Genomic DNA, 14,937 nt, shown 5'->3' with positions numbered 1-14,937 from the left:
GGGGCGGGCCGCTCCGATGCCGGCCGGAAGTTACGCCTTGCGTAGGCGGAACGTCAGCGACAGGGGCTCGTCCGTGAACGGGGCGCCGTACGACGCGTCCGCCGGCGCCGACGCGAAGTCGACCGCGAGGACCTCCTCCGCGACGAGGCCCGCGTGGGCGGAGAGCGCCGAGACGACCTCCGCGTCCGAGGACTCCCACCGCACCGCGATCCGGTCCGCCACATCAAGCCCGCTGTTCTTGCGCGCCTCCTGGATCAGCCGGATCGCGTCACGGGCCAGGCCCGCCAGCCGCAGCTCCGGAGTGATCTCCAGGTCGAGCGCGACCGTCGCGCCGGAGTCGGACGCCACCGACCACCCCTCACGCGGGGTCTCCGTGATGATCACCTCGTCCGGAGCGAGGGAGACCGGCTCGCCGTTGACCGTCACCTCCGCCGTCCCGGTGTCGCGCAGGGACGCCGACAGCGCCGCCGCGTCCGCCGCCGCGACCGCCTTGGCCACGTCCTGGACGCCCTTGCCGAACCGCTTGCCGAGGGCTCGGAAGTTGGCCTTGGCCGTCGTGTCCACCAGGGAGCCGCCGACCTCGCTCAACGACGCGAGCGACGAGACGTTCAGCTCCTCCGTGATCTGCGCGTGCAGCTCCGGCGAGAGCGACTCGAAGCCCGCCACGGCCACCAGCGCGCGCGACAGCGGCTGGCGCGTCTTGACGCCCGACTCCGCGCGCGTGGCGCGGCCCAGCTCCACCAGACGCCGCACCAGCAGCATCTGCTGCGACAGCGTCGGGTCGATCGCCGATGTGTCCGCCTTCGGCCAGGAGGAGAGGTGCACGGACTCCGGGGCGTCCGGCGTCACCGGCACCACCATGTCCTGCCACACCCGCTCGGTGATGAACGGGGTCAGCGGGGCAAGGAGTCGCGTGACCGTCTCCACCACGTCGTGCAGCGTGCGCAGCGCCGCCTTGTCGCCCTGCCAGAACCGGCGCCGCGAACGGCGCACGTACCAGTTGGACAGGTCGTACACGAAGGCCGACAGGAGCTTGCCCGCGCGCTGTGTGTCGTACGCCTCCAGCGCCTGCGTCACCTGGTCGACCAGCGTGTTCAGCTCGCTCAGCAGCCAGCGGTCCAGGACCGTGCGGTCGGCCGGGGCCGGGTCGGCCGCGCTGGGCGCCCAGTCGGACGTGCGCGCGTACAGGGCCTGGAAGGCCACCGTGTTCCAGTACGTGAGGAGCGTCTTGCGGACGACCTCCTGGATGGTGCCGTGGCCCACCCGGCGCGCGGCCCACGGGGAGCCGCCGGCCGCCATGAACCAGCGCACCGCGTCCGCGCCGTGCTGGTCCATGAGCGGGATCGGCTGCAGGATGTTGCCCAGGTGCTTGGACATCTTGCGGCCGTCCTCGGCGAGGATGTGGCCGAGGCAGACCACGTTCTCGTACGACGACTTGTCGAAGACCAGGGTGCCGACCGCCATCAGCGTGTAGAACCAGCCGCGGGTCTGGTCGATGGCCTCGCTGATGAACTGCGCCGGGTAGCGGCTCTCGAACAGTTCCTTGTTCTTGTACGGGTAGCCCCACTGCGCGAACGGCATCGAGCCCGAGTCGTACCAGGCGTCGATCACCTCGGGGACGCGGACCGCCGTGTGCGAGCAGCCCTCGGCCGTGCAGGTGAAGGTGACGTCGTCGATGTACGGGCGGTGCGGATCCAGGGCGGAGAGGTCCGTACCCGTCAGCTCGCTCAGCTCGGCGCGCGAGCCGACGCAGGTCAGGTGGTCGTCCTCGCAGCGCCAGATCGGCAGCGGGGTGCCCCAGTAGCGGTTGCGGGAGAGCGCCCAGTCGATGTTGTTGTTCAGCCAGTCGCCGAAGCGGCCCTGCTTGACCGAGTCCGGGAACCAGTTGGTCTTCTCGTTCTCCCGCAGCATCGCGTCCTTGACGGCGGTGGTGCGGATGTACCAGGACGGCTGCGCGTAGTAGAGCAGCGCGGTGTGGCAGCGCCAGCAGTGCGGGTAGCTGTGCTCGTACGGGACGTGACGGAAGAGGAGGCCGCGCTCCTTGAGGTCCTCGGTCAGCTTCTCGTCGGCCTTCTTGAAGAAGATGCCGCCGACGAGCGGGACGTCCTCCTCGAAGGTGCCGTCGGGGCGGACCGGGTTCACCACGGGCAGGCCGTACGCCTTGCAGACCAGGAGGTCGTCGGCGCCGAAGGCGGGGGACTGGTGGACCAGACCCGTACCGTCCTCGGTCGTCACGTACTCGGCGTTCACCACGTAGTGGGCGGGGGCCGGGAACTCGATCAGCTCGAAGGGGCGCTGGTAGGTCCAGCGCTCCATCTCGGCGCCCGTGAAGGTCTGCCCGGTGGCCTCCCAGCCCTCGCCGAGCGCCTTCTCCAGGAGCGGCTGGGCGACGACCAGCTTCTCCGTGTCCTCGCCGTCGGTACGGCGGGCGACGACGTAGGTGACCTCGGGGTGGGCGGCCACGGCGGTGTTGGAGACCAGCGTCCACGGCGTGGTCGTCCACACCAGGAGCGCCGCCTCGCCCGCGAGGGGGCCGCCGGTCAGCGGGAAGCGGACGAAGACCGAGGGGTCGACGACCGTCTCGTACCCCTGCGCCAGCTCGTGGTCGGACAGGCCCGTGCCGCAGCGCGGGCACCAGGGGGCGACGCGGTGGTCCTGGGTGAGCAGGCCCTTGTTGAAGATCTCCTTCAGGGACCACCACACGGACTCGACGTACTGCGGGTCCATGGTGCGGTACGCGTCGTCCAGGTCGACCCAGTAGCCCATCCGGGTCGTGAGCTCGGCGAAGGCGTCGGTGTGGCGGGTCACGGACTCGCGGCACTTGGCGTTGAACTCGGCGATGCCGTACGCCTCGATGTCCTTCTTGCCGTTGAAGCCGAGTTCCTTCTCGACGGCGAGCTCGACCGGCAGGCCGTGGCAGTCCCAGCCGGCCTTGCGGGCCACGTGGTAGCCCTGCATGGTCCGGAAGCGGGGGAAGACGTCCTTGAAGACGCGGGCCTCGATGTGGTGGGCACCGGGCATGCCGTTGGCGGTCGGCGGGCCCTCGTAGAAGACCCACTCGGGGCGGCCCTCGGACTGTTCGAGGCTCTTGGTGAAGACCTTCGCCTCGCGCCAGAAGTCGAGCACGGCGTGCTCCAGCGCGGGCAGGTCGACCTGGGCGGGCACCTGGCGGTACTGCGACATCCGTTCATCCTCCGGCGGATCGTCGTACGTTTCCGTCGGAGGGACGAGAGCCCCGGCCGTCTCACGGCCCCGCGCTCCCGCGGTACCACCCTCCTTGGCGGTGTGCGGAACACCGCCCCCTCATTGGGGTCGCGAAGCCGGTTCTACTCGCACCCGGGGGTGCTTTCTTCCGGCGGCTCCGGGGTGATCTTCACATCGCGCTCGCCTCCGGGCTCCCACCGTCCCCGGATCGCTCTTGGCTGCGTACGACGCTACTCGTCCCATTCACGCCTCTCGCTGCGCCCAGTGTACGGGCCCGCACCGACAGCGGCCGACCGGATTTCGACGCGGCCGGAGCGGAGGTCTGCCGGACGGTCCCCACGCGTGCGTACATGACCCGAATGGGCATACGTGGTCCGACGGAGTCCGGCGCCGCCCGTGAGGCGGATTACCGGCCGGAGAGCTGGGCACAACGGATGCAGGTTCGTCTCCGGGCAGGTCGCGCGGGGCCGGACCGGCGGCGTGCCCCGTTGCCGCGGGCCTGGGGTCGATTTATCGTCCCAGCACGATTCGCGAGCAAGATCACAATATGTGAAGGGGCCGCGGCCATGGTGGCTAAGAAGACCGCGTTGGCGTCCGAGGCCGCGGTGCAGAGGGCCGCTACGGAGGACTCGTCCGGGAAGAAGACCGCGGCCAAGAAGGAGGCGGCCCCGAGGAAAGCGGCGGCCAAGAAGACACCGGCCGGGAAAACCGCGACCAAGGAGGCCGTCGCCAAGAAGGCCACGCCGAAAAAGGCCGCGACCAAGAAGGCCGCGGCTGAAGAGGCGGGGGCCAAGAAGGCCGCTGCCAAGAAGGCTCCGGCCAAGAAAGCCGTGGCCGAGAAGGGCGCTGCAAAGAAAGCCGTGGCCGAGGAGGCTGCCGTAGAAAAGGCCGCTCCGGCCACTGAGGCTGCCGCCGAGAAGAAGGCGTCCGCCAAGAAAGCGGTATCGGGCAAGGCTGCCGGCTCGGCAGCGAAGAAGGCCGCAACGGCGGCCAAGGGGGCGGCCGAGGCCGCGGAGCAGAGGGGAGCCAAGAAGGTGGTAGCCAAGAACACGGCCGGCGAAGCGGCGGCCAGGAAGTCCACGGCGGCGTCGGCCGTGCCCAAGGCCCGTACCGTCGTCGCCGGGGTGCCCGGCGAGCTGCCGGTACGGCCCGGGGAGGCCCCGTGGACGCCCGCCGAGGTCGCCGAGGCGCGCACCGAGCTGACCAGCGAGGTCCTGCGGCTGCGGGCCGAGATCGAGGCCTCGGAGACCGCCCTGAGCGGGCTGATGCGGGACTCCGGGGACGGCGCGGGCGACGACGACGCCGACACCGGCACCAAGAACATCACCCGCGAACACGAGATGGCGCTCGCCGCCATCTCGCGCGAGATGCTGGAGCAGACCGAGCGGGCCCTGGAGCGGCTCGACGCCGGTACGTACGGCTACTGCGAGGTCTGCGGCAATCCCATCGGCAAGGCGCGGATGCAGGCCTTCCCGCGCGCGACCCTCTGCGTCGAGGACAAGCAGAAGCAGGAACGCCGAGGCTGACTCCGTAAGCGTGTGTCGTACCCTCGTCCTCAGTCAGGTACCTAGGGTTGAGGGACTCACGTGGCAGAGGCGGAGCGCATCATCGGTACGCCGGACGTAGAAGGGCCCGACGAGGCCGCGGCTCCCGACGAGCGGCCCAAGGGCAGGCGCAGGATCGCCGTGCTGTTCGCGGTGGCGCTCTTCGCGTACCTGCTCGACCTCGGCAGCAAGATGCTCGTGGTGGCCAGGCTGGAGCACCACGAGCCGATCGAGATCGTCGGAGACCTGCTGGAGCTCAACGCGATCCGCAACCCGGGCGCCGCGTTCGGCATGGGCGAGGCCTTCACCGTGATCTTCACGGTGATCGCGGCGACGGTGATCGCGGTGATCTTCCGGCTGGCCCGCAAGCTCTACAGCCTGCCGTGGGCGATCGCGCTCGGCCTGCTGCTCGGCGGCGCGCTCGGCAACCTCACCGACCGCATCTTCCGCTCCCCGGGCGTCTTCGAGGGCGCGGTGGTCGACTTCATCGCGCCGGCCCACTTCGCGGTCTTCAACCTGGCCGACTCCTCGATCGTCTGCGGCGGTTTCCTGATCGTGATCCTCTCTTTCCGCGGCCTGGACCCGGACGGAACGGTCCACAAGGACTGAGCCGCACCCCGCTCGGGCCGGGGTTGTCGGTGCGACAAGGCATACTCGACGGGTGAGTACGTTTCCCGAGATCCGCACCTTGCCCGTTCCCGACGGTCTGGAGGGCGAGCGCGTCGACGCCGCCATCTCCCGCATGTTCGGGTTCTCCCGTACGAAGGCCGCTGAGCTCGCCGCGGCGGGGAAGGTCCAGGTCGACGGCTCGGTGGTAGGCAAGTCCGAGCGGGTCCGCGGAGGCGCGTGGCTGGAGGTCGAGATGCCCCAGGCGCCCGCGCCGGTGCAGATCGTGGCCGAGCCGGTCGAGGGCATGGAGATCGTGCACGACGACGACGACATCGTCGTGATCGTGAAGCCGGTCGGCGTCGCCGCCCACCCGAGCCCGGGCTGGACGGGGACCACGGTCATCGGCGGCCTCGCGGCGGCCGGGTACCGGATCTCCACCTCCGGCGCCGCCGAGCGCCAGGGCATCGTCCACCGCCTGGACGTCGGCACCTCCGGCCTGATGGTCGTCGCCAAGTCGGAGCGGGCGTACACGTATCTGAAGCGGCAGTTCCACGACCGCGTCGTGGACAAGCGCTACCACGCCCTGGTGCAGGGCCACCCGGACCCGATGAGCGGCACGATCGACGCCCCCATCGGCCGCCACCCCAACCACGACTACAAGTGGGCGGTCACGGCCGAGGGCAAGCCGTCGGTGACGCACTACGACCTGATCGAGGCGTTCCGGGCGGCCTCGCTGCTCGACATCAAGCTGGAGACGGGCCGCACCCACCAGATCCGCGTGCACATGTCCGCCCACCGCCACCCGTGCGTGGGCGACCTGACGTACGGCGCGGACCCCACCATCGCCAAGCGCCTCGGCCTGACCCGGCAGTGGCTGCACGCGGTGCGCCTCGGCTTCGAGCACCCGTCGGACGGCGGCTGGGTCGAGTTCGAGAGCGGCTACCCGGACGACCTCCAGCACGCGCTGGACGTGATCCGGGCGGAGAGCGAGTGACGCCGTAGGCGTCGGGCCTGTTTCTTTCGACTGCGGACCGTGCGTGGCTGGTCGCGCAGTTGCCCGCGCCCCTGGGTAGTCCGGGGCGCGGGGAACTGCGCGAGCAACCCAGCACGGTCCGCAGCTTTATCCGGTGACGCGCGTGGCACGCTGGGGGTCTTGATCGCCTCGCCGCCCGGAGGGCATCCGTGGATCAGCTGGCCCTGCTGTTCGTGCTTCTGCTCGGAGCGGTGGTCACCGTTCCGGTCGGGGACCGGCTCGGGCTGCCCGCGCCGGTCCTGATGACGCTCCTCGGCGGGGTCCTCGCCCTGCTGCCGTTCGTCCCGAACGTCGCCGTGCCGCCGGACTTCATCCTTCCGCTCGTGCTGCCGCCGCTGCTCTACGCCTCCGTCCAGCGCACCTCCTGGCGGCAGTTCGCCGCCAACGTGCGGCCGATCCTGCTGCTCGCGGTGGCCCTGGTGTTCGTCACCACGGCGGCCGTGGCGGCCGTCGCCCACGCCATCGTGCCCGGACTGCCGATCGCCGCCGCCGTCGCCCTCGGCGCCCTCGTGGCGCCCCCCGACCCGGTCGCCGCCACCGCCGTCGCGGGCTCGCTCGGGCTGCCCCGCCGGCTGGTGTCGATCCTGGAGGGCGAGGGGCTGTTCAACGACGTCACCGCGATCGTGCTCTACCACGTGGCGATCGCGGCGGCGGTCAGCGGCGACTTCTCCTGGCCGGAGGCGGTGGGCGAGCTGGTGCTCTCCGCCGTGGTGGCGGTCGTGGTCGGTCTCGTCCTCGGCTGGACCGCCAACAAGCTGATGGGCCTGCTGGACGACGCCACACTCCAGATCGGCCTCACCCTGCTCGTGCCGTTCGTCGGCTATGTGCTGGCCGAGGAGTTCGGCGGCTCCGGGGTGCTCGCCGTGCTCACCCTCGCGCTGTTCCTCGCCGAGCATGCGGTGGACGCCGACGACGTCCAGGGGCGCCTCGCCGGGGCCACGTTCTGGCAGATCGTCGACACCCTGGTGACGGGGATCGCGTTCGGGCTCATCGGCCTCGAACTGCACAACGTGTTCGGCACCGCGACCGGCCGCGTGGGCGAGATGGCGGGCTGGGGCGCGGTCGTGGTCGGGGTCGTGGTGGGCGTACGGCTGGTGTGGCTGCTGCCCGCGACCTGGCTCGCCAAGCGGCTGCACACACGGCGGGACTACGACGAGGAGATCCCCACGACCTGGCGGGAGACGATCGTCATGTGGTGGGCGGGGATGCGCGGGGTGGCCTCGGTCGCGCTCGCCCTGGCGATCCCGTTCAAGACGGACGACGGCTCGCCGTTCCCCGCGCGCGACGAGATCGTCTTCGTCGCCTTCTGCGTGATCATGGTGACGCTGGTGCTCCAGGGCCTGACCCTGCCGTCCCTGGTGCGGCGGCTCGGCGTACAGGCCGACACCGACGCCGAGCGGGCGCTGGAGCGGGAGCTCGCGATCCGCGCGGCGAAGGCGGCGAAGCGGCGGCTGCGGGAGATCGAGGACGTGGAGGAGCTGCCCGAGGAGGTCATGGAGCAGCTTCTGCGGCGGGCGTACGACGTGGGGGCGCGCATCAGCCCGGACATGGTCGACGTGGAGCGGCGGGAGGCGTACGCGAAGCGGGTGGAGCGGCTGCGGACGGTCCAGCGGATCCAGCGGGAGATGATGTCGGCGGCGCGCCACGAGGTGCTGTCGGCGCGCAGCGAGGCGGGCGCGGACCCGGAGATCGTCGACCGGGTCCTGCGCCAGCTGGATGTGCGCAGCCTTCGATGACCCCACCCCGCCCCTTCACCTGGACCCTCCGGGGGTGGGTGGGGGTCGAGGTGGTTTCCCGGGGGCTTCGCCCCGGACCCCCTTTGCGGGGCCTGCGGCCACTGCACCCCGCTTCGTTCGTCTGCGCGCAGTGGTGGGTTGCTCGCGCAGTTCCCCGCGCCCCTAGCCGGCACGTCCGTTCTGCCCGTGCGGCTCGCCCGCGTCCCGGTCCGTGTTGATGCGCGGCAAGGCGTACGCGTGGTTGTCGTGGAGCCACGTCACCATCTGTTCGCGGACTGTGACCCGTACCGTCCAGATGTCGCCCGCGTCCTTCGCCGTGACCGTCGCGCGGACCACGATCGTCGACGGGGTGGTGTCGGTGACCGCGAGGCCGCTCTCGCGGCCGTCCCACGCCGGGCACTCCCGCAGGATGTCGGCCAGCTTCTCGCGCATCAGCGCCACCGGGGCCGCGTGGTCCAGGTGGAAGAAGACCGTGCCGGTCATCTGTACGCCGCCGCGCGACCAGTTCTCGAACGGCTTGCTGGTGAAGTACGACACCGGCATCGTCAGCCGCCGCTCGTCCCAGGTGCGCACCGCGAGGTAGGTCAGCGTGATCTCCTCGATCACGCCCCACTCGCCGTCGACCACCACGGTGTCCCCGATCCGCACCATGTCGCCGAACGCGATCTGCAGCCCCGCGAAGAGGTTGCCGAGCGTCGACTGGGCGGCCACACCGGCCACGATGCCGATGATGCCCGCGGAGGCGAGGATCGAGGTCCCCGCTGTCCGCATCGCCGGGAACGTCAGCAGCATCGACGCGACCGCGACGACGCCCACGACCGCCGTCACCACGCGCTGGATCAGCGTCACCTGCGTACGGACCCGGCGCACCCGCGCCGGGTCGAGCGCGGAGGCCGCGTACCGCGCGTACGACGCCTCCACGACCGCCGCCGCGATCCGCACCACCAGCCAGGCGCTCGCCCCGATGAGGACGAGGGAGAGGAGCTGGCCGAGGCCCGCGTCGTGGTCCTGGACCGGGTTCCACTTGATCTGGCGGTAGGTGCCTCTCAGCAGCGCGGTGAGGACGACGACCTGCAACGGGACGCGGCAGCGGCGCAGCAGGCCCCACAGCGGGGTCTCGCTGTGCCGGGCGTCGGCCTGGCGGAGCAGCCGGTCGGCCAGCCACACGAGGGCCAGCGTGAGCACGACCGAGCCGCCGATCACGATCAACGGACGCAGCACGTTCTCCATGCCCCCGACCGTAGCTGGCACCATGGCCTCATGAACATCATGCTTTTCCATTCGGCGTACGGCCTGCGGCCCGCCGTGCACGAGGCGGCCGAGCGGCTGCGCGCCGCCGGGCACGTGGTGCACGTGCCCGACCTCTACGACGGCCGCACCGCCGACACCCTGGAGGAGGGCATGACGATCCGCGACGGGATCGGCAACGACGAGCTGCTCAAGCGCGCGATCCTGGCCGCCGCCCCGCACTCCGACGAAGGTCTGGTCTACGCCGGGTTCTCGCTGGGCGGCTCGCTCGCCCAGACCCTCGCGCTCGGCGACGAGAAGGCGCGCGGGCTGCTGCTCCTGCACGGCACCGCCGACATCGCCGACGGCGCTTCGGTGGACGAGCTGCCCGTACAGCTGCACGTGGCGGACCCGGACCCGTTCGAGACGGACGACTGGCTGAACACCTGGTACCTGCGCATGGGCCGGATCGGCGCCGACGCGGAGGTGTACAGGTACCCGGGCGCCGGGCACCTGTACACCGATCCTGAGCTGCCGGACTACGACGAAGAGGCCGCCGAGAAGAGCTGGGCCGTCGCTCTCGGCTTCCTCGCGTCGCTCTGACCCGCGAGCGTCAGACCACCGGCGAGTAGACCCGCTCGGCCTTCTGGCTGCCGTTGAGCGTCCGGTACGAGCGGGTCCACGCGGACGTGGCGTCCTGCTTCCGCTTGTCGGAGACCACGTAGTAGTCCATCTGCGAGCGCTGGGCGTCGACGTCGAGGACGCCGTAGCCGTGCGAGTCCATGTCGACCCACTTCACATGGCGGTTGGCGGCCTTGATCGCGGCCGCCGCCACCAGCGACACGGTGTGCGGGGCGACGTGGAGCATCTCGTCCAGGTTGTCGGAGGTCACCGACGTCACCACGAACTCGGTGCCCGCCGACTTCGACAGCGGGTAGGTGCCCGCCTTCACCGGTACGTCGTTGGCCCACGCCATGTGGATGTCGCCGGTGAGGAAGACGGTGTTCTTGATGCCGTTGTCCACCAGGTGGCCGAGGAGCTCGCGGCGGTCGTCCGTGTAGCCGTCCCACTGGTCGACGTTGATGGCGATGCCCTCCTTGGGCAGGCCGAGCAACTCCGCCAGCGGCGCGGTCAGTTCGGCCGGCAGCGCGCCGAAGGCGACCGGCGAGATCATCACGGACGTGCCGACCAGCTGCCAGGCGGCGTTGGAGGCCGAGAGCCCCGACTTGAGCCAGTCCAGCTGGGCGCGGCCGGTGAGGGTGCGCTCCGGGTCGTCCACCTTGCCGCTGCCCACGCTCGCCTGCTGCGAGCGGAAGGAGCGCAGGTCGAGCAGGTGCAGATCGGCCAGCTTGCCGTAGCGGATGCGCCGGTAGGTGGTGCCCGCGATCGAGGGGCGGACCGGCATCCACTCGAAGTACGCCTGCTTGGCGGCCGATACGCGCGCCGCCCAGTCGCCCTCGGTGCCGGGCGTGTGGTTCTCGGCCCCGCCCGACCAGGCGTCGTTGGCGAACTCGTGGTCGTCCCAGATGGCGATCACCGGGTGCGCGTGGTGCATCGCCTGGAGGTCGGCGTCCGTCTTGTACTTGCCGTGCCGGGTGCGGTAGTCGGCCAGGTTCAGGATCTCGTGGGCCGGCTCGTGCTGTCGTACGACGTACTTCGCCTCGGGGTAGGCGCCCGACGCGTACTCGTAGATGTAGTCGCCCAGGTGCAGCACCGCGTCCAGGTCGGCGCGGGCGGCGAGATGACGGTAGGCGGAGAAGTAGCCGGACTCCCAGTTGGAGCAGGAGACCACGCCGAACCGGACGTTGGCGGCCGCCGCGTCCGTGGCGGGGGCCGTGAGCGTACGGCCGACGGGGGAGAGCGCGGTGCCCGCGGCGAACCGGTACCAGTACGCGGTCGCCGGGCGCAGGCCGCGCACATCGGCCTTGACGGTGTGGTCCGAGGCGGCCGTCGCGGTGGTGCGGCCCTGGGCCACTATTCGCGCGAAGCCCTTGTCCTCGGCTATCTCCCAGGAGACTTCGGTGTCCGGGCCCTTGCCGGAGCCGGGCACCGCGTCGGGAGCGGGGGTGACCCGGGTCCACAGCAGGATGCCGTCGGGCAGCGGGTCGCCGGAGGCGACGCCGTGCAGGAAGGCGGGGGCCGGAGCGGAGTCCGCGACGGCGGCGGTCGCGCCGGCCACGAGGGGCGCGGCGACGACAGCGGTGGCGGCAGCGGCCTTGACGACCGTGCGGCGCGTGGGGGATGAGGTGAATCGACTGGTCACAGCCGCACACCTTACTGATGGGTAGCGCGAACGGGCAGACTCACGGCAAAAGTTTGTCTGCCCGTTCGCCGGCGGCCATCTGAGCGCGCGTCAGCGCCCGGACCCGCCGAAGGCCCTCCGGAGCGGCGTCAGCCCTTCAGGGCCTTGTCGATGGCGGCGGTGAATGCGGCCGGGTCCTGCGGGGCGTTGTCGCTGTTCGCGCCGGTGATCTTCTTGCCGTCCATCTTCAGGGTCGGCGTGGCGGTCACACCGCTGTCGTCGAACTTCTTCGACATGGTGAGCGCCCACTTGTCGAACGTGCCGTCCTGCACGTCCTTCTGGAACTTGGCGTTGCCCTTGAGGGCCGGAACGCTGTCGGCGACCTGGATCAGGTAGTCGTCGTTCTTGAACTTGTCCGTGGTCTCGGCCGGGTGCCACTTCGCCGAGAAGAGCTGCGCCTTGTACTCCATGAACGCCTCGGGGCTCACGTTGAGCGCGGCGCCCAGGGCGCTGAGCGCGTTCTTGGAGCCGGTGCCCGGGCTGCCGTTGTCGATGAAGGTGGCGCCGATGAACTGGATCTTGTACTTGCCGGCGTCGACGTCCTTCTTGACCGTGGCGCCGACCTGCTGCTCGAAGACCGAGCAGACCGGGCAGCGCGCGTCCTCGTACATCTCCAGCGTCTTCTTGGCGGTCGGCTTGCCGATGACGACGGTGGTGCCGTCGGTGCCCGTGGTGTTGGCGGGCTTGACCAGCGTCTTGTCCTTGGCCGCGTCCCACGCGCCGGGCTTGTTGGCCTGCATGACCGCGTAGCCGACGCCGCCGGCTATCGCGAGGACGCCGACGATCGAGGCGGCGACGACCACCTGGCGGCGCACCTTGTCCTTCTTGGCCTGGCGCTCGCGCTCCAGTTTCAGCCGCTCACGGGCGGCTGCCTTGTTGGCCTGGCTGTTGCGCTTGCTCATGATCGTTTTCTCCGTGTGGCAGGTAGGGCAGGTGAGAAAGTGCTGAGGGGGACCCGTGCGGTCGGGTCGCCGTGCTCGGAAGGGCCGTCGCTCAGACGGCGGTGAGCAGCGCGGGGCGGGGCGGTCCCCGCCGTCCCACGGAGTGCACGAGCAGCCGGGCGCGCGACGGCGGCCCCGCGCGCCGTACGGGCCGCACCCGCGCCCGTACGGGACGGATCGCGCCGCCCACCACGGCGACCGCGAGCAGCAGCGGCCGGAACGCCAGCACCCCGACCGTGCGCACGAGCCGCGCGAGAGCGGCCTCGCCGCGCCGCAGCCAGGCCGCGGCGAGCAGCCCGACCGTCACGTGCGCGGCGAGCAGCAGCCACGGCACGGCCGGTCCCGGCCCGCCGAGCAGCACGGCCGCGCCCGCCCGGGACCCGGCGACGCCGGGCAGCTCGGTGCCCACGCTCCCGCCGCACAGCACGTTCACGCCCACCGACCGCAGCGCGCCCGCGACCGGGCCGCCGGAGGGCCCGTAACAGACGTGCTGGCCGGTCGAGAAGACGGTGTCGGCGGCGAGCTCCAGCGGGACGAGCAGTCCGGCGATCGACCAGAAGCCGCGCTCCCGGCCCGCCAGCGCGTACGCGATCAGGAACACGGCGCCGGCCGCGCCGGCCACCAGGGGCACCGGCAGCGGGACGCGGGAGAGCAGGACGTGGGACGCGCTGGAGAGCGCCACGACGAGCGCCGTGAAAAGCGCCGCGCGTGCCGCTCTGAGCCGCGTCCCTGATACGTCCATCGGTCTGGAAGTCTGCCACGGCCCGCTGTCAGCAGGGCCTAAGAATTCCGTGAGACTAAAGACCCGGAATCCGACCGTTACGGAACAGGTCGACGAAGATCTGGTGGTCGGCCCGCGCCCGTGCCCCGTAAGCGTGCGCGAAGTCCACCAACAGGTCCGCGAAGCCCTCCTCGTCGGCCGCGATCGCCGCGTCTATGGCCCGCTCGGTGGAGAACGGAACGAGCTCCGAGTGGCCGCTCTCGTCGTCCGCCGCACCGTGCATGGTGGCGGTGGCGCGGCCCAGGTCCGCGACGACCGCCGCGATCTGCTCCGGGTCGTCGATGTCCGACCAGTCCAGGTCCACCGCGTACGGCGAGACCTCGGCGACCAGCTGGCCCGCCCCGTCCAGCTCCGTCCAGCCCAGCCACGGGTCGGCCGCGTCCTGGAGGGCGCGCTGCGAGATCACCGTGCGGTGGCCCTCGTGCTGGAAGTAGCCGCGCACCGCGGGGTCGGTGACGTGACGTGAGACCGCCGGGGTCTGCGCCTGCTTCATGTAGATCACGACGTCGTTCTCCAGCGCGTCGCTGTGGCCCTCAAGCAGGATGTTGTACGAGGGCAGACCGGCCGAGCCGATCCCGATGCCGCGCCGCCCGACGACGTCCTTCACCCGGTACGAGTCGGGCCGCAGCAGGCTGGAGTCCGGCAGCGTCTCCAGGTAGCCGTCGAAGGCCGCCAGGACCTTGTAGCGGGTCGCCGCGTCCAGCTCTATCGAGCCGTCGTCCTCGGCGAAGCGGCGCTCGTACTCGCGGATCTCGGTCATCGAGTCGAGCAGCGAGAAGCGCGTACGCGCGCGTGCCGAGCGCAGCGCCCCGAGCAGCGGCCCCTCGGCCGTGTCCAGGGTGAACGCGGGGACCTCGTCATCCTTGGCGCCGGTCGCGAGGGCGTGGATCCGCTCGCGGTAGGCGGCGGCGTAGATCCGCACCAGCTCGGTGATCTGCTCGTCGCTGAGCGCCTTGGCGTGGCCGACCAGGGCCAGGGAGGCGGCGAAGCGCTTGAGGTCCCAGGTGAAGGGGCCCACGTACGCCTCGTCGAAGTCGTTGACGTTGAAGATCAGCCGGCCGTTGGCGTCCATGTACGTGCCGAAGTTCTCGGCGTGCAGGTCGCCGTGGATCCACACCCGGCCGGTGCGCTCGTCCAGGTACGGACCGCTGTGTATGTTCCCACCGCCCCGCCCGGCGTTCTCCGCGTCGAGGTCCGCGTAGAACAGGCAGGCCGTGCCCCGGTAGAAGGCGAACGCGGAGGCCGCCATCTTGCGGAACTTGACCCGGAACGCGGCCGGGTCGGCGGCCAGGAGCTCGCCGAAGGCGGTGCCGAAGACGGCGAGGATCTGCTCGCCGCGCTCCTCGGTGGTGTGCTGCGGGACCGACATCGCCGGGTGCCTCCTGGTGCGTACGTGCGGGTAGAGCTGCGCAACAAATGGGACGGGTGATTCCGCCCCTTCCAACGCGTGACCGTACCCCGGAGTGCCCACCCGTCGCCCGACCACCACCCCTCATCGAGGCGCTGCGCGCCGCTGTTATCGCCCCCGGCTGTCACCGGGTCGACGTAGACTTCCAGGCT

General features: G+C 71.0%; 11 protein-coding genes. 5 read left to right on the top strand and 6 right to left on the bottom strand.

Features of this window, described 5'->3' with window-relative positions; translation table 11 throughout:
• Positions 1–30: 30 nt before the first annotated feature.
• Entirely contained in the window at positions 31–3,183 is a 3,153-nt protein-coding gene (gene ileS / locus OG965_RS13145; protein ID WP_371652227.1) for an isoleucine--tRNA ligase, read from the bottom strand.
• Positions 3,184–3,770: 587 nt separating this feature from the next.
• Here ileS and OG965_RS13140 point away from each other — a divergent pair.
• The 4 genes from OG965_RS13140 (at position 3,771) to OG965_RS13125 (ending at position 8,126) form a co-directional block, all read left to right on the top strand.
• Positions 3,771–4,730: a TraR/DksA family transcriptional regulator gene (locus OG965_RS13140; protein ID WP_371652226.1), complete on the top strand. Its 960-nt coding sequence runs from the start codon at positions 3,771–3,773 to the stop codon at positions 4,728–4,730.
• A gap of 60 nt (positions 4,731–4,790) precedes the next feature.
• Positions 4,791–5,357 (top strand): signal peptidase II, encoded by a 567-nt coding sequence (gene lspA, locus OG965_RS13135; RefSeq protein ID WP_371652225.1) that lies wholly within the window; start codon positions 4,791–4,793, stop codon positions 5,355–5,357.
• 52 nt (positions 5,358–5,409) lie between these two features.
• The gene (locus OG965_RS13130; protein WP_371652224.1) at positions 5,410–6,351 is read left to right on the top strand and encodes an RluA family pseudouridine synthase; all 942 of its coding nucleotides are present in this window, start codon (positions 5,410–5,412) and stop codon (positions 6,349–6,351) included.
• A gap of 188 nt (positions 6,352–6,539) precedes the next feature.
• Positions 6,540–8,126: a Na+/H+ antiporter gene (locus tag OG965_RS13125; protein WP_371652223.1), complete on the top strand. Its 1,587-nt coding sequence runs from the start codon at positions 6,540–6,542 to the stop codon at positions 8,124–8,126.
• A gap of 162 nt (positions 8,127–8,288) precedes the next feature.
• Here the strand turns inward: OG965_RS13125 and OG965_RS13120 are convergent, their stop codons facing one another.
• Positions 8,289–9,356 (bottom strand): mechanosensitive ion channel family protein, encoded by a 1,068-nt coding sequence (locus tag OG965_RS13120; protein WP_371652222.1) that lies wholly within the window; start codon positions 9,354–9,356, stop codon positions 8,289–8,291.
• Between the two features lie 30 nt (positions 9,357–9,386).
• Here OG965_RS13120 and OG965_RS13115 point away from each other — a divergent pair, with 30 nt between their 5' ends.
• Positions 9,387–9,956 (top strand): dienelactone hydrolase family protein, encoded by a 570-nt coding sequence (locus tag OG965_RS13115; protein ID WP_371652221.1) that lies wholly within the window; start codon positions 9,387–9,389, stop codon positions 9,954–9,956.
• Between the two features lie 10 nt (positions 9,957–9,966).
• Here the strand turns inward: OG965_RS13115 and OG965_RS13110 are convergent, their stop codons facing one another.
• The 4 genes from OG965_RS13110 to OG965_RS13095 all read right to left on the bottom strand — a co-directional run bounded on the left by OG965_RS13110 (position 9,967) and on the right by OG965_RS13095 (position 14,746).
• Positions 9,967–11,616 carry an alkaline phosphatase gene (locus tag OG965_RS13110; protein WP_371652220.1) on the bottom strand — a complete coding sequence of 550 codons (1,650 nt, stop codon included), beginning with the start codon at positions 11,614–11,616 and terminating at the stop codon, positions 9,967–9,969.
• Positions 11,617–11,744: 128 nt separating this feature from the next.
• On the bottom strand, positions 11,745–12,557 hold the full coding sequence (locus OG965_RS13105; RefSeq protein ID WP_371652219.1) for a thioredoxin domain-containing protein: 813 nt from the start codon (positions 12,555–12,557) through the stop codon (positions 11,745–11,747).
• 91 nt (positions 12,558–12,648) lie between these two features.
• Positions 12,649–13,338 (bottom strand): hypothetical protein, encoded by a 690-nt coding sequence (locus OG965_RS13100; protein ID WP_371652217.1) that lies wholly within the window; start codon positions 13,336–13,338, stop codon positions 12,649–12,651.
• A gap of 55 nt (positions 13,339–13,393) precedes the next feature.
• A complete protein-coding gene (locus OG965_RS13095) occupies positions 13,394–14,746 on the bottom strand; it encodes a DUF2252 domain-containing protein (protein WP_371652215.1) in 1,353 nt (450 codons plus the stop codon).
• Positions 14,747–14,937 lie beyond the last annotated feature (191 nt).

The organism is Streptomyces sp. NBC_00224, from assembly GCF_041435195.1.
Taxonomy (GTDB): Bacteria; Actinomycetota; Actinomycetes; order Streptomycetales; family Streptomycetaceae; genus Streptomyces.
Note: the sequence above shows the minus strand (reverse complement) of the source record. Positions and strands in the feature narration are given on the sequence as shown.